The sequence below is a fragment of the Mesorhizobium sp. ESP-6-4 genome (assembly GCF_020164735.1).
GTDB lineage: Bacteria > Pseudomonadota > Alphaproteobacteria > Rhizobiales > Rhizobiaceae > Mesorhizobium.
On sequence record NZ_JAIUGS010000007.1, the window covers coordinates 48811 to 69986 of the forward strand.

19 protein-coding genes are annotated in these 21176 nt (G+C 62.8%); 4 read left to right on the forward strand and 15 right to left on the reverse strand.

Going from position 1 to position 21176, the window contains the following annotated elements; all coding sequences use genetic code 11:
* Positions 1–22 precede the first annotated feature (22 nt).
* From LB523_RS15345 to LB523_RS15370, 6 genes are all read right to left on the reverse strand, one after another.
* Complete coding sequence (locus tag LB523_RS15345) at positions 23–2404, reverse strand: polysaccharide biosynthesis tyrosine autokinase (RefSeq protein ID WP_224603940.1); 2382 nt, start codon at positions 2402–2404, stop codon at positions 23–25.
* Positions 2405–2571: 167 nt separating this feature from the next.
* Positions 2572–3468 carry a UTP--glucose-1-phosphate uridylyltransferase GalU gene (gene galU / locus LB523_RS15350; RefSeq protein WP_095766145.1) on the reverse strand — a complete coding sequence of 299 codons (897 nt, stop codon included), beginning with the start codon at positions 3466–3468 and terminating at the stop codon, positions 2572–2574.
* Positions 3469–3496: 28 nt separating this feature from the next.
* Entirely contained in the window at positions 3497–4483 is a 987-nt protein-coding gene (locus tag LB523_RS15355) for a glycosyltransferase family 2 protein (protein WP_224603942.1), read from the reverse strand.
* Positions 4473–5411, reverse strand: coding sequence for a glycosyltransferase (locus LB523_RS15360; RefSeq protein WP_224603954.1), 939 nt, complete (start codon positions 5409–5411; stop codon positions 4473–4475). The genes LB523_RS15355 and LB523_RS15360 overlap by 11 nt, the downstream gene beginning before the upstream one ends.
* Positions 5411–6400: a glycosyltransferase family 2 protein gene (locus LB523_RS15365; RefSeq protein ID WP_224604573.1), complete on the reverse strand. Its 990-nt coding sequence runs from the start codon at positions 6398–6400 to the stop codon at positions 5411–5413. Before LB523_RS15365 ends, LB523_RS15360 begins: the two co-directional genes overlap by 1 nt.
* Before the next feature lie 26 nt (positions 6401–6426).
* Positions 6427–7599 (reverse strand): glycosyl transferase family 1, encoded by a 1173-nt coding sequence (locus tag LB523_RS15370; RefSeq protein WP_224545090.1) that lies wholly within the window; start codon positions 7597–7599, stop codon positions 6427–6429.
* Positions 7600–7877: 278 nt separating this feature from the next.
* On the opposite strand from LB523_RS15370, the gene LB523_RS15375 reads away from it, so the two are divergent.
* On the forward strand, positions 7878–9248 hold the full coding sequence (locus LB523_RS15375; RefSeq protein ID WP_224603969.1) for a polysaccharide pyruvyl transferase family protein: 1371 nt from the start codon (positions 7878–7880) through the stop codon (positions 9246–9248).
* Here the strand turns inward: LB523_RS15375 and LB523_RS15380 are convergent.
* The 9 genes from LB523_RS15380 to LB523_RS15420 form a co-directional block, all read right to left on the reverse strand.
* Positions 9150–10616, reverse strand: a complete 1467-nt coding sequence (locus LB523_RS15380) for a lipopolysaccharide biosynthesis protein (RefSeq protein WP_224603971.1) — start codon at positions 10614–10616, stop codon at positions 9150–9152. The two genes, LB523_RS15375 and LB523_RS15380, sit on opposite strands and share 99 nt — an antisense overlap.
* A complete protein-coding gene (locus LB523_RS15385) occupies positions 10613–11803 on the reverse strand; it encodes a glycosyltransferase (protein ID WP_224603974.1) in 1191 nt (396 codons plus the stop codon). The genes LB523_RS15380 and LB523_RS15385 overlap by 4 nt, the downstream gene beginning before the upstream one ends.
* A gap of 142 nt (positions 11804–11945) precedes the next feature.
* The gene (locus tag LB523_RS15390) at positions 11946–13025 is read right to left on the reverse strand and encodes a glycosyltransferase (RefSeq protein WP_224603977.1); all 1080 of its coding nucleotides are present in this window, start codon (positions 13023–13025) and stop codon (positions 11946–11948) included.
* Between the two features lie 49 nt (positions 13026–13074).
* A complete protein-coding gene (locus LB523_RS15395; RefSeq protein WP_224603981.1) occupies positions 13075–14295 on the reverse strand; it encodes a glycosyltransferase family 2 protein in 1221 nt (406 codons plus the stop codon).
* Positions 14296–14383: 88 nt separating this feature from the next.
* Positions 14384–15715: a UDP-glucose dehydrogenase family protein gene (locus LB523_RS15400; protein ID WP_224522961.1), complete on the reverse strand. Its 1332-nt coding sequence runs from the start codon at positions 15713–15715 to the stop codon at positions 14384–14386.
* 130 nt (positions 15716–15845) lie between these two features.
* Positions 15846–16730, reverse strand: coding sequence for a glycoside hydrolase family 16 protein (locus LB523_RS15405; protein ID WP_224603996.1), 885 nt, complete (start codon positions 16728–16730; stop codon positions 15846–15848).
* 138 nt (positions 16731–16868) lie between these two features.
* Entirely contained in the window at positions 16869–17246 is a 378-nt protein-coding gene (locus LB523_RS15410) for a hypothetical protein (RefSeq protein WP_224603998.1), read from the reverse strand.
* A gap of 123 nt (positions 17247–17369) precedes the next feature.
* The gene (locus tag LB523_RS15415; protein ID WP_224604574.1) at positions 17370–18380 is read right to left on the reverse strand and encodes a glycosyltransferase family 2 protein; all 1011 of its coding nucleotides are present in this window, start codon (positions 18378–18380) and stop codon (positions 17370–17372) included.
* A 22-nt stretch (positions 18381–18402) separates the two neighbouring features.
* Entirely contained in the window at positions 18403–19665 is a 1263-nt protein-coding gene (locus LB523_RS15420; RefSeq protein ID WP_224604000.1) for a nucleotidyltransferase family protein, read from the reverse strand.
* Positions 19666–20165: 500 nt separating this feature from the next.
* On the opposite strand from LB523_RS15420, the gene LB523_RS15425 reads away from it, so the two are divergent.
* From LB523_RS15425 to LB523_RS15435, 3 genes are all read left to right on the forward strand, one after another.
* Positions 20166–20318, forward strand: a complete 153-nt coding sequence (locus LB523_RS15425; RefSeq protein ID WP_095769314.1) for a lasso RiPP family leader peptide-containing protein — start codon at positions 20166–20168, stop codon at positions 20316–20318.
* Positions 20319–20473: 155 nt separating this feature from the next.
* A complete protein-coding gene (locus LB523_RS15430; protein ID WP_095769315.1) occupies positions 20474–20773 on the forward strand; it encodes a PqqD family protein in 300 nt (99 codons plus the stop codon).
* Positions 20757–21173, forward strand: coding sequence for a lasso peptide biosynthesis B2 protein (locus LB523_RS15435; protein WP_224604001.1), 417 nt, complete (start codon positions 20757–20759; stop codon positions 21171–21173). The genes LB523_RS15430 and LB523_RS15435 overlap by 17 nt, the downstream gene beginning before the upstream one ends.
* Positions 21174–21176 lie beyond the last annotated feature (3 nt).

Sequence of the window (21176 nt, forward strand, 5' to 3'; positions counted from 1 at the left end):
GTCTTTCCGAACGGAACACGCCTCAGGCGGCCTGCTTGGGACGCTGCTCCGATTTTTCCAGATAGTAGCTCGAATAGCGGTCGAAGAACCTTTCCGAGCCGCCGAGCGAGCCGTATTTCGCCAGCTTCTTCAGATCGACCTTGTTGAGCACCGCGCCGATCACCTTATTGGCGATATAGGGCTCGGATTCCAGCATCGAGCGCACCATGTTGCGGGGCGTGCGGCCCCATTCGGTGACCAGCACGAAGCCGTCGACCAGCGGCGCGAAGGCCTTGGCGTCGACGACGGGCCCGAGCGGCGGCAGGTCGACGATGATGTATTCGAACGTCTCCTTGGCGTTTTCGATGAAGCGCCGCATGCCGGCCGAGCCCAGAAGCTCGCTGGTGTGCGAAAACTGGCCGCGCAGCACGGCGGGAATGATCGCCAGCTTGGTCTGGCGATCGACCTTGCCGACGGACTGCCAGCTCTGGCCGTTGACCACCGCTTCCATCAGGCCCTGCTCGGCCTCCATGCCGAGGCTGCGGCTCAGGCCTGGATTGCGCAGGTCGCCGTCGATGAGCAAGGTCTTGGCACCGTTGGCCGCGAGCAGGCCGGCTAGGTTCGCGGCCACCGTCGACTTGCCTTCTCCAGGCAGCACCGAAATGACGCCGATGACCCGGCTGCTGCGGTCTTCCATCACCACGTCGAAGGCGATCTTGGCGTTACGCAGCGTCTCGGCGAACATCGAAGCCGGGGCGTCGATGCTGACGCGCATGCGCGCCCGTCTCTCAGCCGCAGAGAGGCTGGCCACCTTGCCGTCGGCCGGCAGGTCGTCGGCTTTGGTATCCTTGGCCTTGCCGCCGCCGATCGTCGGCAGATAGCCGAGGAATTTCAGGCCGACGCGGTCGCGAACGTCCTCGCCCGTCCTGAAGAAACGCTCGTTGAACTCATTGAGGCCGCCGAAGCCGGCGCCAAGCATCAGGCCGAGTACCAGCGAGAGCGCCAGCACGCGCAAGGTGCGCGGGCTGGAAGCCGCGAGCGGCATCGTCGCGTCGGAAATGATGCGGACCTTGCCGACGGGGAAGGATTGCTGCTGCGAAGCTTCCTCATAGCGGCTGAGGAAGGTCTGATAGAGCGTGGTGAGCGCCTGTGCCTGCTGGTCGAGTTCCTTGAGCTTGACCTGCGACTGGTTGTCGATCGAGCTCTTGCCGGCGGCGGTGGAAATCTTGTCGCGCAAAGCCGTTTCGCGCGCCTGCGCCACCTCGAAATCGTTGCGGTAGCTTTCGGTGAGCTGTTTCAACTGGCCGAAGATCTGCGCCGAGACATCGGCCTTTTCCTTGGCCAGCGCGACCGCTTGCGGGTGATCCTTGCCGAAATTCGTCTCGACGTCCTGCAGGCGCTTGGCAATGGCCAGATAGCGGGTCTTGAGCGCGATGATGACCGAGCTGCTCGGCTGGTCGGCGCCGATGGCCGAATCGTTGAAGGCGCTTTCGGAACCGCTTTCGACGATCGCCTTGTATTGCTGATAGCGGGCGCTGGCTCTGGCGGTATCCGCCTGAGCGACGATGAGCTGTGCGTTGAGATCGGCGAGCTGCTTGTCGCTCAGGAGCTGGCCGTCGCTGTTGGCAGACAATCCATGTTCGGCCCTGAACTTCTCGACGGCCAAGGCTGCCCGCTGAGAGCTTTCACGCAACTCCGTGAGCCGGCCCTGCAGCCACAAGGCCGCGCGCTCGGTGGCGTCGAAGCTGGCGTTGAGCTGGTCGGCCAGATAGGCGTCGGCATAGGCCTTGGTGATGGCCGTGGCGAGTGCCGGATCTGTCGACTGATAACCGATGCTGATCACATTGGCACGGCCGACGCGATCCGCCATCAACCCGGTCTGCAGCATGAGAACCGCGTAGTCGTGGGTCGCGGTCTTGATCATGGCTTCGCGCGTCGCGGCGTCGACATTCTCGATGCCGGGGAGCTCGTTTGCCGAGCTGCCGCGGAAATAGCCGACAATACTGCGCAGGAACCCCACACCCTTGGCCAAAGCCGACTGCGGCGGGCTCATGAAGTCCGGGTTTTGATCGAGCTTCAGCTTGTCGACCACCACAGACGCCAGCCGCGCCGAGTTGAGAACCTCTATCTGGCTGAGAATCGTCGCGTCCGTTTGCACCGTGGCGCTCGCAGCCGAGATGTCGTCGACGACCTTGTTCAGCCCTTCATCAATCAAAACGCTGGCGACCGCCGTATACTGCTTGGGCGTAGTCTGCAGATAGATGACGCCCAGGCACAGACCGATAATGGCGCAGACCGCCACCACCTTGGCCTGTCGGGCGGCCATGCCAAGCAGACGCTCGATATCGATGAAGTCTTCACCCTTTTCCGGATCGGTGCTGGGCAACGGCATCCTCTTGTCGAGGGGGAAGGTGGCATAGTTCATCTTCGGTCCAATTCCAGGTTGCAGGCGCTATCGGCCTTGGTAGATCGGCGTCGTGACCAGAAAAGACCGCGCAACGTTGCTGCCAGGATGCGCTGGGCCGAAAGGCCCGGGCGCTGGTGTGGCTGTCGCGCCATCGCGAAACCGCATATGCACCCGAAAAATGGGCATTATGCGGCCACTTCCCGGCGCTCATGCGACCGGACAAATTGCTGCAGCATCTCGAAGACAGGGCCCTTCATGTCGTCGCGCGCCAGGGCGAAGGCGATGGTGGCCTCGATGAAGCCCTCCTTGGAGCCGCAGTCGAACATGCGGCCGTCGAAAGGCCGGGCGTAGAAAGACTGGCTTTGGGCCAGCCGGACCATGGCGTCGGTGAGCTGGATTTCATTGCCGGCGCCGCGCTGCTGATTGCCGAGCAGGGCAAAGATCTCCGGCTGCAGAACGTAGCGACCATTGATGTAGAAATTCGACGGCGCATTGGCCGGCGCGGGTTTTTCGACCATCGCCGTCACTTCGAAGCCGGATGCCACGTCGGCGCCGCGGCCGACAATGCCGTATTTGCTGGTTTCGGCCGGGTCGCAGCGCTCGACGGCGATCACATTGCCGCCGGTCCGCTGATAGAGATCGACCGTCTCGGCGAGGCAGCCGCGCGCGCCGAAGGACACCATGTCGGGAAGCAGCAGCGCGAAAGGCTCATTGCCGATCACCTCGCGCGCGCACCATACGGCGTGGCCGAGGCCCTGCGGCGACTGCTGACGGATGAAGGAGGTGGCGCCGGCCTCCGGCAGCAGGCTTTCCAGCGCTTCGAGCTGCGCTTTCTTGCCGGTCTGCTCCAGCGTGCCGATCAGTTCAGGATGCAGGTCGAAATAGTCCTCGATGACCGCCTTGTTGCGGCCGGTGACGAAGACGATGTGCTCGATGCCGGCTTCGAACGCCTCGTCGACGGCATATTGCACGACAGGCTTGTCGACGACGGGCAGCATCTCCTTCGGCATCGACTTGGTCGCCGGCAGGAACCGCGTTCCGAGCCCCGCCACCGGGATGACTGCCTTCCTGACTTTCTGCATCTGCTCTTCCTTCTGAGAGAAAAGATTTCTACCTGTCGCCGGCTATCAAATCGCCCGCATGCTTCATCTCCCCGCCCCCACGGCGAACTTGCGCCGCAAGCCTTCTGAGCCGGACGGCGATCGGCATCGACATATGCCCGATCGCCGCCGGATCCCTGAGCGCCGCGCCGATCGCCTTGAGCGGGGCGCGTGCCTTGATGTGCCGAACCAGGGACAGGAACGACGCCGCCTTGCGCAGGCTGCGGCCACGCCTGGCGAAAGCCGCCTTTGCGTCGCTGTCCATGGGATATGCCGCCGCGAACACGGCATCGGCGCGCGTCATCGCCTCGACGTGATGCAGTTCGAGCACGCGCGAGATCGAGCCGGTGCGGATGTGGTAGGCATAACCGACGGTCGGCTCGACCACGCAACGGCCGCCGCTTGCCAGCGCGCTTGCGAGCAGAATGTAGTCCTCACCAATGCGCAGCTTCTCGTCGTAGCGCAGCTTGTTGTCGTCGAGGAACCGGCGCTGGAAGATCGGCTTGAGATAGCCGAAATTGAAGCGCGATTCGAAGACCAGATTGCCGGCGATGTAGTCGGCCAGCGATATTTCGCGCAAGCCTTCGAGATAGCCGGCCGGGAACATGGTGTCGTCGGGCGTGCCGTCCTCGCGCACGATCTGCACATTGTCGACCGCAATCTGGGCGCCCGCCGCTTCGGCGCGGGAGATCATCGTGGCCAGGCGGCCGGGAAGGACCGCATCGTCGGAATCGAGCACCGCCACCCAGCGGCCGCGCGCCAGGTCGAGGCCGGCATTGCGGGCGCCGCCCGGACCGCGATTGGCGGGCAGCGCCACCACCTTGACGACATCTTGCGGATAAGCACGCGCCACATCCAGCGTGCCGTCGCTCGACTGGTCGTCGACGACGATGACCTCGACGGTCACGCCGAGTTGCGCGATCGCCCCGGCGATGGCGCGGTCGAGAGTCGCCTCGGCGTTGTAGGCGGCGATGACGAAGCTGACGTCAGGCTGCACGCTTGTTCCCTTGTTCTGGCGACGTGAGGCCGTATTGGCGGATTTCACGGACGCCGATCAAACCGCTGACGACACCAACGTGCATAATGCCGCGCAGCACGCTGCGGTTCCGCTGCACCGGGCTGATGGCGGTCAAAATAGCCATGCCGAAGCAGTAGGCAGCCTTGGCCGAAGCGAGCCCGACCTGACCGGCGCGACGCAACCCGCCGGCGCTGTGTCCTATCAGGTGGCCATGCGTCTGGCCGAAGCGGAAGCGGCGGCGGCGCAGCCAGTCGAACGCGGCCCTGGCACGCGGCACGACCTCGTCGACGAAGGCTTGCGGAGCAAAGGCGATGCGGCCGCCGGCCTTGACCATGGCATCGAAGAACTCGGTGTCCTCGCCGCCGGTCTGGCCGCGCGCTAGGCTGAAGCGTCGGCCGCGAAGGCTCGCGTCGGCCATTTTGAGCAACACGTTGCAGGTGTAGCCGGTGCGGATCTCGCCGCGCACCCAGACCGGCAAGGTGGAATGGAAGTCGCCCTTCTGCATCCAGTCCGGCGCGTCGGGGCGGTAATGCGCCCGCACCGGACCGAGCACCGCCGCAGCGCCCGTGGCATCGGCCGCCGCCATCAATTCGACCAGCCAGCGGGGCGACGCCGTCTCGTCGTCATCGATGAAGGCAACGAAGTCCGACACGCTGGCGTCGAGACAGGCGTTGCGGGCAATCGAGATGTTGCGCGCCGGCGCGTGACGATAGCGGACCGGCAGCTTCAATTCCTCGGCCAATGCTCTCACCAGCTTCTGCGCGCCGGGCTCATCGTCATTGTCGGCAACGACGATGCCAATCTCGGCTCCCGCCGGCTTCTCCAGCGCGGCGACGGAGCGCAGCGTGTCGGCCAGCTCCGGCCGACGGAAAGTGCAGATGCAGATGTCGATCGAGCGCCCGGTCATCACGCCACCTTGCGCTGCAATCGAGACGCCAGAAGCTGCTGCCAGAAACCGGCCGACCAGCCGAAATGCATGACCATCGCCGAGACGCCGGCGAGCGCTATGCCTGCGTTGCGCTGGCGTATCGCCGTCACCAGGCCGTAACCGAGGCACACCGCCGCCCATAAGAGGAACGGCAGCGCCGCCAGCCAGTGGACGAAGGAAAACAGGGCGAGCAGCACCACGGGCGCAACCAGCAGCGGAATCATCTGCCGAACCTTCGGCACCATGCGGTGCTTCAGCACGTTCCTGGCGCGACCGCGGCCATAGCCGAGATACTGGAAATAGAGGCTCTTCAGCGTCGAGCGCGGATAGTAGACCATCTGCGTCCTGCCGCTCATCCAGATGCGGTAGCCGGCCTGACGCAGGCGGTAGTCGAACTCGGCGTCCTCATTGTGGCTGAAGCTCTCGTCGTAACCGCCGACATGCCTGAAGGCGGCGATGCGCATCAGCGCGTGGTGGCCGTGGTCGACCCATTCGCCTTCGGACATGTGCCGGTGCTTCGAGCCGCCGGTGCCGAGCTTGGAATTCTGCGCCGCCGCGACCGCCTTCTGCACGGCCCCGGTGCCGGCGGTCAGCATCGAAACGACGACCGAATCAGCGCCGGTGGCGAGGGCTTCCTCCACCAGCCGGTCGCAGTAGTCGTCCGGATAGCCGCCATGCGCGTCGATGCGGATGAGGTAGTCGACGCCTTCGCCAAGGGCCGCCACCGCGAGATTGATGGCGGCGCTCTGGAGGCGCTTCGGATTGGCGAGCAGGATAACCCGGGGATCCTTCGCCACGATTTTTTCGACGATGGCTTGCGTGCCGTCGGTGCTGCCGCCGTCGGCGACGACGATGCGGCCGCCGAGCCGGGCCGCCGCGGGCCGCAATTGGTCGAGCAGGCCGCCGATATGGGCGGCCTCGTTGAGGCAGGGAATGACGATCAGGATCGATGAGGCGGACTGCGCCATCGGTTTTTGTTCGCCCTGTTGCGCCATCACGCGGCCGCCTGTGTCGCAAAAGCCGAAGGCATGGCGGCGAGGCCGCGCAGCTTGTCGACGAAGGCCGCGCAGTCGCTGCGGTCGTAGCTCCAGGTCTTCGGATTGCGCGCCGACACGCGCGACCTCAGGCCGCGATATTCATCTTGATCCATCCGGCTCAGCATCGCCTCGAGGCTTTCGGGCGTCGCTTCGGGCAGGAGCACGCCGATATCCCGCTGCTTCAGGAACCTGCCGGTTTCGGTGTCCGCCATGGAGATCGGCACGGCGCCGAAGCGGCAGCCCTCGTAGAGGCGGTTGGGAAGCAGCCATTCGGAATTCTGGCCTGCCTCGAAAAAATCGATCGCCCAGGAGAAATGCACCTCACCGTAGATGGCTGCCATGTCCTCCGGATTGCGGTAGGGGCCGCGGAAGGAAAGCCACGGCTCGGCCTCGACGAAACCGTGAAAGTCCGGAAATTCGGACAGCGCCGGACGGCCCCTGAGCACGACTTCGAAACGGCCCGCCTGCCGGCGGGTGAAATCGGCCAGCAGCTCCAGCGAGCGGCGGCAGCGCAGCGCGCCGAACCAGCCGATACGCCAGGGCGGCGGCAACGGGCTGTCGTCCTCGACAGAATGCGCGGCGACAACGGATGCTGCCTCGAAATATTTGTTCTCTATCAGCTCGACAGGTGCGACGATCTGCCCGAAAGGCTCGAAGTAATTGGCGATGAAGGCCGGCGAGCTCGTCACCAGAAGCTTCACGTCGCGCGCGAGATGGCGTTCGGCGCCACGCAGCGTCCTGCCGACGAAGTCGTCGCGCAGCACCAGGCGATGGATATCGAGGCATTCATAGACGATCGGCACGCTCGCCCCGAGCGCGCCGTTGGCGCGGCGGGCCAGCGCCAGCATTTCGAGGTTGCGCGCGATGATGAGATCAGGCTTGGGCACGGCGCCCAGCTTCGCGCCGATCGATATGGCTGCCTTGGCGACAGCGCCGATGCGCTGCGCGAATCGGCCGTCGCGCGTCGCGCCAAGGTCGACAGGCTCGATGCCTTCGATCTCGGCGACCGGGCTGGTGGTGCGGCGGAAGCCCGCCAGGGTAACCCTGGCGCCGCCTGCCTTGAGCATCTGTATTCTCCGGCGCACCGCCGGGTCGGATACGTCATGCACAAGGTACAAGACATGCAGCATGTAACTCGACCGCTGTTGGGCCCACCCATCGGGGATGCTAGTACAGCTTTTGCTGCATCGCAACAATTTTGGTGCGGCGTAGCAAGCGCCCGCACATTTTTTGTTGCACTGCAAAAATCATAAGCTACTCTCAGCCTGCTTGGCGTCGATCCGGATTTCGCGTTGGCTATCAGCGCGGAGCAGCACGCCAGATCGCGACGCGGATCGCGTGGCAGCACTCCGGCAAACATGCCGTTTAACCGCTGTGGCCTGGCCACGGACGCGAAACGAGGTTCCCCATGAAAGTCGTGATCGAAAACACAGTGTGTCTGAACACTGGCGATGCCGCGATCCTTTTGGCTATCCGCCATATTCTCAGATCGATCGTCGGCGGCGATGTGCAGTTCCTGGTTTTCGACAGTCAGCCCGACGTCGCGGCCAGGCTTTACCCGAAGAAAGATTACCCGGATCTCGAATTCCACAAGCTGCTGTCGGAATCCCTGTTCAGGGATCAGCATGGCGGCGGGATAAAGGGCCGGCTCAAGTCGATCTACAATCGGGGAGTCTTGCGCGCCTTGCGCCGCTTTGCCCAAAACGGCGCCAGCAGCGTGTTCTTCACCAGAAGCGACCGCCACGGCCTTGAGGCCTATGCGAGCGCCGACCTGGTGGTCACGACAGGCGGAACCTATCTCGTCGAGAACTACGATCTTGAAAAGCGGCTCAATCAATTCCGCATCGATGCGATCTTGGGCAAGGACCCGATCTTCTTCACGCAATCGCTCGGCCCGTTCAAGAAAAGCTACAATCGCCAGGAGCTAGGTCCGATCTTCGATCGGGCTCCGCTCATCCTGCTGCGTGACGAGCGATCCAGAAATCACATACTGGATCTGGTGAAAGACCCCGGCAAATGCCATGTGGTCGCCGATGCCGTCTTTGCCCTGGCTGATACCGACAGGATCAAGAAACATCTCGGCAGCGCACCGGCGCCGACGGGCCGAGTCGCTATTTCCGTCCGCCACTGGAGCTTCGTCAGCGACGGTGAGGATGGCATGCGCCGCTATCTCGATTCGATCCGGGAGATCGCCACAATTCTTGTCAGGGACCACGGCAAGCAGGTGACCTTCATCTCAACCTGCCAGGGTGTGCCGGAATATGCCCATGACGACGCCAGGACTGCGCGGGCGATCGTGGCCGAGCTCGACCCGGAAATCGCCGAACACGTCAATGTCGACGCCGCATTTCACACGCCCGACCAACTGATGGCGCTGGTGAAGGATTGCGACTTCGTCGTCGCCACGCGCATGCATATGATGATCATGTCGCTTTGCGTCGGCACACCGGTGCTGCCGATCGCCTATGAATTCAAAACCAAGGAAGTCGCCAAGCGCATCGGTGTCGACGACCTTCTGCTCGACATTGATACCGTAACGCCGTCGGAAGCAGCCGAAAAACTCGGCAGATTCATCGCCAGTCTTGACCACTATCGCCGGGCGAGCCTCGAGGCCGTGCTGGAAGAGCATGCGTCGGCAATGTCGGCAACCAGGCCGTTGTCCTCCTTGATAGGCAACCGCTCACCCAATGTTGCTGGCGACGTTGGCAAGAGTGGCGAACAACGCCTTGCGCGACTGCGGAACAGCAAGCATGAGGGCCAAGGCGAACCCGTAGTTTAGGACAACCGCCACAAGGATCGTGAGCAGGTCCGACTGATTGGTCAGCAACGCCGGCAGCGACAGATATGAGAGCCAGGCGAGCAGGGACGAGACGATGAAGAGCCCCTGTATGCCCAGAAAATCGCCGGCGGTCACCGGGCCGACACGATGGATCAGGGCGGCAAGCACCGGGATGCGCAGCACGTAACCGCTGATGGCATAGGCAGCCGCGACGCCGATGGCGCCCCAATGCAGGCCGACGATGAAGGAGGCGACGGTCGTCAAAGACGAATAGATGCCCCAATGAAACATCGTCTTCGTCTTGCCCTGGCAGATGAATATCCACCCCGTGGTGCTCGATACGGATTGCATCAGGCCGGCGATGCCCAGCCAGGCGAAAATCGGCGCCACGGCCATCCAACGCTCGCCGAAGAGAAGCCTGACCACCTGCTCCGAAGTCAGTGTCAAGGTCGCAATGCCGGGCATGGTGATAACGGCCAGCAGCCAGTTTGTCCGGACATAGATGTCTCGAAATCGCTGCTTGTCCTCATGAATGCGGCTGAGCAGCGGCACCACGATACGCGTCAGCGGCTGGTTGATGTTCTGCAGCGGAAAGAGCAGAAGCTTGTAGGCGCGATCATAGTAACCCAGCTCGACCGCGCCGGAATATTTTCCGATGAGGATGTTGTCGAGGTTGCGAGACAGAAAATTGACGAGGTTGAAGCCCGTAAGGTTCGCCCCGAACCTGAATATGTCCGCGTCGACCCTCAGATTCGGCCAAGACGGCGTCCAGCGCGTCACCAACCAGCCGGCAACCAGCGCTACGACAGCCGACACAGCCGGACCCAAAACCAGAGACCAATAGCCAAGCCCTAAATACGCCGCGGTTGCGGTAGCGAGCAGTCCTACGGCCGCGGTGATTGCATCGTTGAGCGCAAGCTGGCCGAATTGCAGATGGCGGTTCATCAGGGCAAGCGGCACTGCGGCAAGACTGCCAAAAAGCAGCGGCACGGCGGAAGCAAGTGTTATCCCCCACATTCGCTGATCGCCGTAGAAAGCGGCAATGGCGGGGGCCAGGCAAGCCACGACCGCCCCGGCGCACAGGCCGACAACCGCGCTCAGCCAGAAGACCTGGTTGAGTTGCCGTTGATCGATCTCCTTGCGCTGGATGACCGCCTGCTGGAGGCCCAGATCCTGAAGCAGGCCGACGAAGGCCACGATCGGTCCCACGGAAGCCACCAGGCCGAAATCCTCGGGGACGAGCAGTCGGGCAAGGATGACGACCGAAAGGAACTGGATCGCTATCTTGAAGCCTTGCGCGCCGGCCGTGACCAGCCCGCCGCGCAAGGCAACGCGACCAAATTGCGGGGGCGGCGGATTGGCATTCATGTGACGGATCCGGTCTCCCCTAGCCGCGCAACGATCTGCGCAAAGCGTTCATTCAAGGTATCGGCATTGAAATCGGCCTCGACCTTCCTTCGAGCGGCAAGCGCTATCGGCTCGCACAGGCCCGGGTTCTCGGCGATCCAGGTGAGTTTGCCGGCAAGCGCGGCGACGTCCCTTTCGGGCACGAGGAAGCCAGTCTTGCGATCCTCGATCAGCTCCGGAATTCCCGAATGGTAGGTGCTGACAGCGATCAAGCCGCCGGCCATCGCCTCCATGAGCGCAACCGGTATTCCTTCCAGATCGCCGTCTCGCCCGGCGACGCTTGGCAGCAGGAAGACATGGGCGTCGCGCAGGCGCTGCTTCACCTCGCCGTGCGGACGCGGTCCGAGGAAGGTCACCCTGTCGGCAATACCGAGGTCGACGGCTGTAAGCTTCAATTCCTCCAACAATTCCCCGCCGCCGATCACCGAATAGGTCCAATCGCGGTGCGGCAGGCAAGCAAGGGCGCGAAGCGCATATTCGGTCCCCTTTTTCTCGGTCAGCCGGCAGACCGAGATGAAAGACAGCGTACGTCCCTGCCAGGAACGCCAGCGATATTCGATCTCGCTTGGGCGAATGCCCATGTGGTGAACCGCGACTTGTGCCGGCGCGGCACCGGCATCGATCAGGGCCTGACGGAAGAATGCGTTCACAGGGAGCTGGAGAGCCCCTTGTTCGAAAACGGGCTTGTACTGGTCCAGAGTGCCGTCATGCAACGGCCTGCCGACATCGGTGCCATGGAATATGGTCACCAAAGGCGCGGAAATCCTGCGCCGCTTCATGACGCGGGCGACCCGCAGGCCGTTATGGCCAAAATGCGCCACGATCACATCGACGTTTCGCAGCTTTTGTGCGTTGGCCAGGTCTATGAAGGTCGAAAGCTTGTCCCAAAATCTGCCGGACCATTTCCGGAGCAGTGAGCGATAGCGATTCAGGCCACCCCACCAGGAAACGACAGGGCCGGGCAAGGTCTGCCAACGTGCATCGTCCACATTGCTATCCTTGCCAAAAGCCATCTCGTTGCAGACGACGCTGACTTTCATTCCCCTTTCAAGGCATCCGGCAATCTGATCGAGCACGAATGTCTCGGACAAAGTGGGAAATTTATCGACTACGAAGCAAATCCTCATCGGCAGGATGTTCTCGCCCAAATCAGGCTGGAAACGTCGCCGGCAGGGCCTGACGCATGCGGCATGAACTTTGACTCCTGTCGGCGCAACCTATTGCAGGTTCTGCCGCATCGCAACATTTTTGGTGCAGTGCAGCAAACGATTCCCTCTCCTTGCTTGCAAGCTACGCAGCGTGGCGGACGCCCTGCCGAGCCGCTCTTTCGAGCAGATCGAGAAACACCACCAATTGCCGCGCGGGGTCGAGTTCCGGGCGTTTGGAGAAGGCCAGAGCTGCGGCCGAAAGCCGCTCGTATTCCTGGCGGTCGTTCCACAGGCGCCTCACCGCCGCGGCCCAGTCGGTAAGCGGGGCGTCGTAGTCGAGCACTACGCCCCCGGGACCGATGGCTTCGGGCAGGCCGCCGCGCCTCGAGCCGACGACAGGGATGCCGCTGCAGTGCGCCTCGGACGCCACGCGTCCCCAGGCTTCCTCCCATTTGCTCGGGGCAAGCAGGATCCTGGTGCGGCCATAGACCGTCTTCATGTCGTCGGTGCGGTTTTCCAGCGTGACATTCGAGAGCGGCGCGATGGTCTTTTCGATGCGGGCACGATGCTCGTCCTCCAGTTTCCAGCTCTCCACGAACAGGAAGGGAATCTCCGGGCAGGCGGCCGCAATCCTCACCGCCAGATCGAACCCCTTCTCCTCATAGGGATTGATCATGGTGACGAATTCGCCGGTCGTATGCGTGCAGTAGAGCGCGTCGTTGATGGTCGGCGGAAGCACGATGGACTCGATGCCGAATTTTTCCTTGTAGGTGCGCGCCGTGAATTCCGAATTGGCGATGTACAAAGCCGAATTGAGTTCGCGCGGATCGCCGGCGAGCTCGTGAAATTCGACATTATGCAGATAAACGACCAGCGGCACGCCTTCGGCAAGAAGCGCCTTTCCGAGCAGGACGGATTTGTGGCACTGCACGACCGCGACATCCGGCGTGGCCTTCTCGACGGCGAAGCCGGCCGCCTCCCAGGGGAACCAGGCGCGCATCACCGGATAGCCGGGGAAATTGTCGACAACCGCTGGCTGCCGCAACAGCTTCATCTTGGCGCGCGCCTTGAGGCCGAACATGCCGTCGCCGAACAGCGAGGCGAGGACCGACGCCTGATGGCCGTGCTCGATCAGCTGTTCGACCAGGTGATGCGTGTTGGATTGCACGCCGCCGGTGAACTCGGGAATGTACCCGTTGCCGCTTGCAAAAAGCACTTTCATCGTTCTGCTCCTAATTCGGCCCGGGCGAGTATCCGCAAGCCACGGCTCATCAGCTTGCGCCGCGCGCCAAGGGAAGCTTCGACGTCATCGCCCGACACAGCCGGCCGAGCGAAGCGGAAAGCGACAGCGCCGAATACTCCCGCAACAATTTTGAAGCCGGGATCACCTTTCCCGCCTTCAGGTCCCGCGCCAGATAATGCGGGAAGGAATGCATGTATTCCCTGACGATGTCGGCCTTCAGCGGTCCCGACCTCCATGCCTTCACCGCCGAGACGAATTCGTCGGCCGGGGCAGATGCCAAACCTGTATCGTAGGCTTCGAACGTACGCCGCACGATGGCGCGTTCCTTGTCGCTGAGCGACGTCTTTCCGGCGCGTTCGGCAAGCAGGGCGTAGCGGCGGATGTCCTCGGCCGCGTGATGCCACAGACCCTTCCTGGCCATGATGCTCGACCGCTGCAGCAGCGCCTGCATCTCGAGATCGGCCGTCCTCGGCAGGGCCTGCTCCGAGCGATCCAGATACTCATGCAGATCGACCGACTTGTAGACCTCTTCCATGATCGCCCGGTCGTACGCGCCCCAGGCCTTGATCCGGTCGGTGTAGGAAATGACCACCTTGGTGCTGCCGCGGACCATGTCGTGCTGGCGCTGGAAGAACATCAAGCCATCAACCCTGATGCCCTTGAACCGGCGTGCAAGCCTCAACATCATCTCGTAGTCCTGCGACCGGACCAGGGTCTCGTTGAAGCCACCCACCTCGTCGTAGCATTTGCGGCGCACCAGGAGACCCGGCTGGTGGACGTGGCAATATTCGAGATGCGACGGGAAGAAATTGTCCTGGCTGACATGTCCGAAGGCGACGATCTCGTAATCCTGCTCCTCGATCTGGGCCGAACGCTGGAAACGCGCATATTCGCCGAATGCGAAATCGGCGGCCGGCTCGCGCTCGAAGGCGGCGAGAAACCGCTCAAGCGCCGTCGGGTGCGCGACGTCGTCGTCATCGAATATCCAGACGAAATCTCCTGTGCAGCGCTTCAGGGCAAAATTCAGCGCCGTCGATTTCCCGCCATTCTCCTTGCGGTGGTATTCCACCGGCGCCGGGAATGAGGTCGCCACCGCGCCGGTATCGTCCGTCGAGCCGTCGTCCACGATCAGGATCTGATCCGGCATCACGGTCTGCCGCAGCAGGCTGCCGATGGATTCGGGCAGGAATTTTTGCCGGTTGAAGGTGGGGACGATGACGGTGACCGTCGGTTTGCGCTGCGCAGCCATTGATGACCTCATACTGTTGCCGATGCTCCGTTCGCCGGCATGAATCCACAGCCATGGCGACGGCCATTGTCCTTGAGGCAATCAGCCCTCATGCCGCCATCCTGCCGATCGAGAAGTATTCGATGCCGTAGCGCGCGATCACCTTGGGATCGTAGAGATTGCGGCCGTCGAAGATGACCGGCGTCGTCAGCGCATCCTTGAGCGCGTCGAAGGACGGCGCGCGGAAGCTCTTCCATTCGGTGCAGATCAAAAGCGCGTCGGCGCCGCGCAGCGCCGCTTCCTTGGTGCCGCACAAAAGCAGATCCTCGCGCAGGCCGTAGATCGCCTGGCACTCCTGCATCGCCTCGGGATCGTAGGCCTGCACCTTGGCGCCGGCCGCCCACAGCGCTTCCATCAGCGTGCGCGCCGGCGCCTCGCGCATGTCGTCGGTGTTGGGCTTGAAGGCGAGCCCCCAGACGGCAAAGGTCTTGCCCCTGAGCGCGCCCTTGAAATAGTGGTTGACCTTGTCGAACAGGACCGACTTTTGCGCATTGTTGCGCTCCTCGACGGCGCGCAGCAGCTTGGCGTCGAACTTCACGCCCTCGGCGGTCTTGATCAGCGCGCGCACATCCTTCGGGAAGCAGGAGCCGCCATAGCCGAGGCCGGGATAGATGAAGTGGTAGCCGATGCGCGGATCCGAGCCGATGCCCTTGCGCACCTCCTCGATGTCGGCGCCCAGCTGCTCGGCGAGATTGGCCATCTCGTTCATGAAGCTGATCTTGGTCGCCAGCATGCAGTTGGCGGCGTATTTGGTGAATTCGGCGCTGCGCACGTCCATCACGATCATCTTCTCGTGGTTGCGGTTGAACGGCGCGTAGAGCTCGCGCATCACCATCTCGGTGTCCTCGCTGGAGGTGCCGACGATGATGCGGTCCGGCTTCATGCAATCGGCGACCGCCGAGCCTTCCTTGAGGAATTCGGGGTTCGAGGCGACGTCGAAGGCGAGATCCTCGCGGCCGCGCCTCTTCAGCGTTTCGGCAATCCTGGCCTTCACCTTCTCGCAAGTGCCGACCGGCACGGTCGACTTGCCGACGACGATCTTGGCGCTGTCCATCTCACGGCCGATGGTCTCGGCGACGGCCAGCACATATTTCAGATCGGCCGAGCCATCCTCGCCGGGGGGCGTGCCGACCGCGATCATCTGGATTTGGCCATGCCTGACCGCCGCCGCCGCGTCGGTGGTGAAGCGGATGCGGCCGGCCGCGTGGTTTTCCCTGACGAGAGCCTCCAGGCCCGGTTCGAAAATCGGAACCAAGCCCTGGTTGAGCCGCTCCACCTTCTTCTCGTCGATATCGACGCACACCACCTCATGGCCGACCTCGGCCAGCACAGCGGCCTGCACGAGACCGACATAGCCAATCCCAAATACCGTCAAATTCATTTGGTTCTATTCCTGTCAAAGGCCGGGCCGCAAAAGCGGTCCGGCCGGTTCAGATGTCCCCCAGGCCAAACGGCCCAGTTGGTTCGGCATGATCCTATCCCAAAATCGGTTCCACTTTGGGGGATCATGCCTAGTTGGAATTGCTAATGCTGCATGCCAGCGATTCCGGGAATTGGCATGGCTGGCCCAAAGCGGTGAAAGCGACGCGCTTGACCTCCATGGTCACCTTGCTGCCGGGATCGACAAAGGCGCCCATCCAGTTGGTCAGCTTGTCGCTGCCCCAGAGGCTGAAGAAGATTTTCTGCGAATGCTTCGGCAACTCGTCGGGGTTAGTCACCTCATGGACGAGCTTGCCGTTGACGTACCAGCGCAGCCGATCCTTCTCCCAGACGAAGCCATAATCGTTGAAGCCCTTGTCGGCGCCGCCTTCGACGTCGACAAGCTTGCCGTTCTTCGGCTTGCCCTGGATATAGCTGTTGACCTGCACCTTGGACGGATCCTTGGTGAGGACCTCGAAGTCGATCTCGTCCCAAGGCTGTTTGTCCTGCGGGCCGATATAGGAGAAGAAGGCGGCGTTGAGGCCGGAGCCGGTGCCGGTCTTCATCCGTGCCTCATAGACCCCATAGCCGTAGCGCTGCTTGGTCTGGATCTCGGCGCAGGCGAACTCGCGGTCCTTCAGCTTGCGCTTTTCGAAGCCCAGCGAAAGCACGCCGTCGGACAGCCGCACGAGATCCTTCGACCACGTGCAGTTCTGATGTGCGCCATTGGTCCAGCCGTCCGAGACGAACCAGCGGGACTGGTTGAAATTCGAGAAATTGTCGACAAAGGACGGCGCGCTTTGCAGCTCTTGCTGCGCCGCTTGCGCATGCGCGGGATGCGGGCTCGCCGCAAGGGCCGCAGCGACCGCAAACAGGGCGCCGACCACGCTAAGCCTCAGGCTGGCTAATCCGCTCCCTGGCGCCTGCGATACCTCGCAAGCCGCCTCGGTGGAGGTGTTGTCCGGATCTGCGTTCATAACAAACTCACCTTGTGTTGTCCGCCCAACCCAAAGTCATCCTCGGTTCGCATGAGCGAGCCGCTTCCGATCTTCCGCCCTGTGAACTCCTCTAATGTCCTGTAACGTCTTGTACCGATGACGGCGCCTAACGCGCCGTCAGCCTCTTGCCGTCGCCTGCGCAGCAGACCGGTCGGCACCATCCTCGACGATCGCGTCGAGCGAATGACGCAGTTCCTTCACCAGACCTTTCTGGCGAACGAGCTCCGCAATGCGCCGCTCGCAGTTCAGTATCGACTTGGTCATCGCGGCGACATCCGATCCCTTGCTGGCCGACGCCGAACCATTCTCCATCGCCTCGACCAGAAAGGCGGCGTTGGCAGCTGTCGACTTATAACGATTCTCCAGTCCGGTTTTCTCCGCCTCGATCTCGGCCGCAATCTGGTCGAACAGCTTCGCCAGCCGGTCGAAACGCTGGAGATCGGTCTGCCGGTCGCGAGCCGGATCCCGGGATCTGAAGCCAAAAATCGAAGCCATCCTATCGGCCTTTCGAAATTGCTGCATTGCAACATAGACTGCCATTCCAGCAGCGACTAGGCAACATCATAGTTTTCGGAATGCGATTTTTTGAGGGACGGCGGTTTCCGGGCCAATGCGCGATCACCCGCTTGCGGCGCTGGTTGCTGCCATCAGGAAGCGCGTCGGCGGCATTTGCTGCCGCGCAACAATCCCGGTGCGGCGGAACAGCGCGTCGAGCTTGTCGGTGGCGACGCCGCGCACGATCGGGATCAGATTCGATTGGCTTGCGAAAGCGTAGGCCGCGGCCGATGCCAGCCCACGCTCGGCCTTCACATCAAGGAAGTTGCGCAGCCGGTATTTGTCGCGGACATGGCGCTCATGGCGCCGCAAGGCGGCCTTCGAGCGCTCCGGAAGGCTGTCTATCTGGAGCAGCGCCAGATCGGCATCGGCAAGGCGCTTCAAATCCTGCGTCCTGTGGCGGCCGCTCAGCGAATCGGCGCGCACGATCGCGCCATAACCGCAGGACTTGATGATCTTGAACCGAGCCCCGTAAGCAACAGCGCGCGCGTAGAGTTCGTAGTCCTCGCCAAGCCTGAGGTTCTCGTCGTAGCTCAACCCATGCCGCTCGAGGAAAGCCCGGCTGATCACCGGCTTGAGGAAACCGAGCTCGCCGCGCCGCACACGGCGGCGCGAGATGTTGCCGTCGATGAAGCGCTCGAAATCGAGAAATTCCGGCTCGGCCGCGAAAGGCGGCGCTGCGACCTTGGCGAGGTCGGTCGCGGCATCGTCGCGGATCAGCATGATGTTGTCGGCGGCGAAATCCCAGTCGGTGCTGGCGAAAAGCCGGCGGAAGCGGCCTTCGAGGAAGAAATCGTCGGCGTCGAGAATGCTGATGAAGGGCGATTTGGAGGCCTGGATGGCGGCGTTGCGCGCGGCGGAAGGACCGCGATTAACGTCGAAACGGATGACGGCAAGCCGGCCGCTGCCATCGTCGGCGGCCAAAGCCACATCCCGGGTTTCGTCGGTGGAGGCGTCGTCGACCACGATGACTTCGGCGACTTCGGCCTCGCGCAGCGCCGAAGCGATGGCGCCGGGAATGGTGCGCGCCGCATTGCGCGCGGCGATGATGACGCAGACCCCCGAGGTCGTTATGGGCGTCGTCACGGGCATGGGCTCACCTTTCGCTTGCATGATTGGCCGCCCCGCCCACGATTCTGATCAATTCGCTCCGCGACGGCCCGGCCGTGGCCGGGCGCTCGAAGATGCGCCGGCTGAGGTCGGCGGACGCCGCCCAGCCGGCTTCAGCCAGGTAGCGGACCGGCTCGCGGCCGCAGAGTTCCCACAGCACATGGCGGCGCTGCGGCCAGCGCAGAGACGCGAGCCACGGCGCCATGACCATGTGGAAGAGGTCGGCGTTGTCGATGCGGGCCAGCATGCGGGTGGCGCGATCCGAAAGCAGCGTGCCGTCGCCGCCGAGCAGCACGTCGGCGGCGCGCAATCCCAAGAGCAGCGTATCCGCCAGGCCCTGTTCGGCGGCGTGGTCGAGCACCCTCCGTTGCTCGGCTTCGCTCAGGCGGCTGACGCTGGCCCTGACGTCGCAGACATAGCCGGCGCATGGCTCGCGGTTGAAAAAGGCCTTGGCGACGCTGATCGAGGACAAAAGCAAGGTGTCGGCGGCCGAGATGATCGGCATGGCGGCGCCGGCCAACTCGACTTCGCGCTTGCGGCGCAGGAAGCCGTCGGTGTCGCGCGGGCTGGGCGAACCCGGCTGCTGCAGCCGGTGGTGGAGGTCAACTGTCGAGGCCCTCGCGCCGTCTTCGCGCACCATATGCTGCTCACCGAGGAAGCGCACCCACCAGACCGAACGCGACTTGCCGGCAACCTCATAGCCCATCGTGCGCAACGCATCGCGGGCCTTGGCGAAACCGGTCGGCGAAACCAGTATATCGACGTCGCCGGATGGCTTCATGAAGTGGTCGCCATAAAGCAGATGCTGCTGGAGCGGCCCCTTGAGGAAGACGAAATCGACCTGCCTGTCGCGCAGCACACGAGCGATGGCCACCGAATCGCCAATGCAGTCGACATTCATCGACATGGTACGCCGGCGGTAGCTGTCGAGCCAGCCAGGCAACTCCGCAGGCGCGGTATTCGCGGGCGCCCGCGCGAGCGCCTTGAGCAGGAACACGGCGACCTTGTTCAGCCTGGCGATGTCGGCGACATTGGTTGCCGAAATTGGGGCCGCCGAGATTGTGGTCGCCGTGATCGGGGTGGCCGTGATCGGGGTGGCCGACACCGTCGGCGCGGGCACATCGACCCGGCCATCCGTGATGTTGGCTCGTGGCGCGAAAAACAGCCTCAGGCAGGCCTGCACATAAGCGACTTCGTCGGCGCAGCCGGCGGCGCGCAGCCTTTCATAGGAGCCATCCTGCACCGCCATGCCCGATGTCGTTCTCCGCAAAATGCCGCCCAAAGGGTTTATACTGCACCTGCGAAGAAAAGCATCGGAAAAATTGACGCGCTCACGCCAAAAGCGGCTGAGGTCGCCTCCTGACCGCAACCCAAGCGTTTAAAATCGCCTCACGTTCAATCACTTTTGAAGACAATTCCGGGGGCGTCCCGGCTGGCCGGAAAATGACGATTTTTTGTGACAAATTCTTCGCAATTGCGAGATGTCTTTTTCGCCTGAAAAATTATCGCAGACAAATCAACCGCTTATCTAAACGGCACGGACCTACGGTTGAATTCCTGGATGGGTGAGGTTTAGGATGACGCTGCCTAGGCCTTGATTAACAACGGATGCGAGCGCAACCAAGAATTGATTAATGCTTGGTAAATCAAGCTTGACTCATGGATGTTGCCATGCAGCAATTGCGCTGCAGCATAGCGATATGTTGGCGGCATTCTGCAGCCGCTTCCAGTCCTTAATTGGAGAGTACAATGGAACAGAATGTTGAAAAGCATGAGTATGAAACCCCCAGCCTGACGGTTCACGGTTCGATTGAAACCATCACGCAGGGCGGTGCAGGCACGACGGCGCTCGACGCGAGCTTTCCCGCGCACACGCCGGTCGGCGAGCTGACTTTCTCTTAAAACTCACACAGGTATCCGGGTGTCTGAGTTGGGGCTCCGGATGCTCTCCAACAGGTGAGCCGGGGGGCGTTGTCCCCCGGATTCCTGCCGAGGGTCGCAGGCAACCGATCTCGGTGGAAGCGAAGGGCGCGACGGGCCAGCAACGAGGTTTTAGGATGCACTGGAACCCTTCGGACCATGACCGCGTCGTCGCGACGAACGAGGCGGTGGCTTGTGAATTCGGCGCCGGACTGGCGCTGCTCCACCTCAAATCCAATGTCTATTACAGCCTGAACGGCGTCGGCGCCTTCATCTGGGAGCAGATCCAGGAGCCGCGATCCATGCTCGACATCCGCAGCGCCGTGCTTGCGCGCTACAATGTCGATGCCGAACGCTGCAGGGCCGATGTCGAGGGCTTGCTCAAGGGGCTGAGCGAAGCAGGGCTTGCGAGGCTCCACAATGAGGAACTGGTCTAGGCTTCACTCGCTGAGCGCCTGGGAAATGCTGTTTCTGGCGCGCTGCCTGATGGTGGTGAGCGTTGTGCGGCTCGCGCTGACGCTGTCCTCCTATAACCGTGTTCGTAGCCTGGTGACGGGACTGCACGCCAGACGCGACGCCAGCGTCGCCGACCTGCGGCGTGTCGCATGGGGCGTTGCCGCCGCGGCGCGGCTCGTGCCGGGCGCCAGCTGCCTGACCCAAGCGCTGGCCGGACAATATCTGCTCGCCCGCCAGGGCAGCGCCTCGAAAATCAGCATCGGCATCGAACGAGGGACCGGCAGCGAGCTCAAGGCGCATGCCTGGTTGATGAGCGGCAACCACATCGTGCTTGGCGGCTCGATCAAAGGATTTGCCCATCTGGTCGATCATGGGTCGTGAGCG

Coding starts and splice junctions, on each gene's coding strand:
- LB523_RS15345 (WP_224603940.1), bottom strand. CDS start 2,404: ATGAACTATGCCACCTTCCCCCTCGACAAGAGGATGCCGTTGCCCAGC.
- galU (WP_095766145.1), bottom strand. CDS start 3,468: ATGCAGAAAGTCAGGAAGGCAGTCATCCCGGTGGCGGGGCTCGGAACG.
- LB523_RS15360 (WP_224603954.1), bottom strand. CDS start 5,411: ATGACCGGGCGCTCGATCGACATCTGCATCTGCACTTTCCGTCGGCCG.
- LB523_RS15365 (WP_224604573.1), bottom strand. CDS start 6,400: ATGGCGCAGTCCGCCTCATCGATCCTGATCGTCATTCCCTGCCTCAAC.
- LB523_RS15370 (WP_224545090.1), bottom strand. CDS start 7,599: ATGCTGCATGTCTTGTACCTTGTGCATGACGTATCCGACCCGGCGGTG.
- LB523_RS15375 (WP_224603969.1), top strand. CDS start 7,878: ATGAAAGTCGTGATCGAAAACACAGTGTGTCTGAACACTGGCGATGCC.
- LB523_RS15380 (WP_224603971.1), bottom strand. CDS start 10,616: ATGAATGCCAATCCGCCGCCCCCGCAATTTGGTCGCGTTGCCTTGCGC.
- LB523_RS15390 (WP_224603977.1), bottom strand. CDS start 13,025: ATGAAAGTGCTTTTTGCAAGCGGCAACGGGTACATTCCCGAGTTCACC.
- LB523_RS15395 (WP_224603981.1), bottom strand. CDS start 14,295: ATGGCTGCGCAGCGCAAACCGACGGTCACCGTCATCGTCCCCACCTTC.
- LB523_RS15400 (WP_224522961.1), bottom strand. CDS start 15,715: ATGAATTTGACGGTATTTGGGATTGGCTATGTCGGTCTCGTGCAGGCC.
- LB523_RS15405 (WP_224603996.1), bottom strand. CDS start 16,730: ATGAACGCAGATCCGGACAACACCTCCACCGAGGCGGCTTGCGAGGTA.
- LB523_RS15410 (WP_224603998.1), bottom strand. CDS start 17,246: ATGGCTTCGATTTTTGGCTTCAGATCCCGGGATCCGGCTCGCGACCGG.
- LB523_RS15420 (WP_224604000.1), bottom strand. CDS start 19,665: ATGGCGGTGCAGGATGGCTCCTATGAAAGGCTGCGCGCCGCCGGCTGC.
- LB523_RS15425 (WP_095769314.1), top strand. CDS start 20,166: ATGGAACAGAATGTTGAAAAGCATGAGTATGAAACCCCCAGCCTGACG.
- LB523_RS15430 (WP_095769315.1), top strand. CDS start 20,474: ATGCACTGGAACCCTTCGGACCATGACCGCGTCGTCGCGACGAACGAG.
- LB523_RS15435 (WP_224604001.1), top strand. CDS start 20,757: ATGAGGAACTGGTCTAGGCTTCACTCGCTGAGCGCCTGGGAAATGCTG.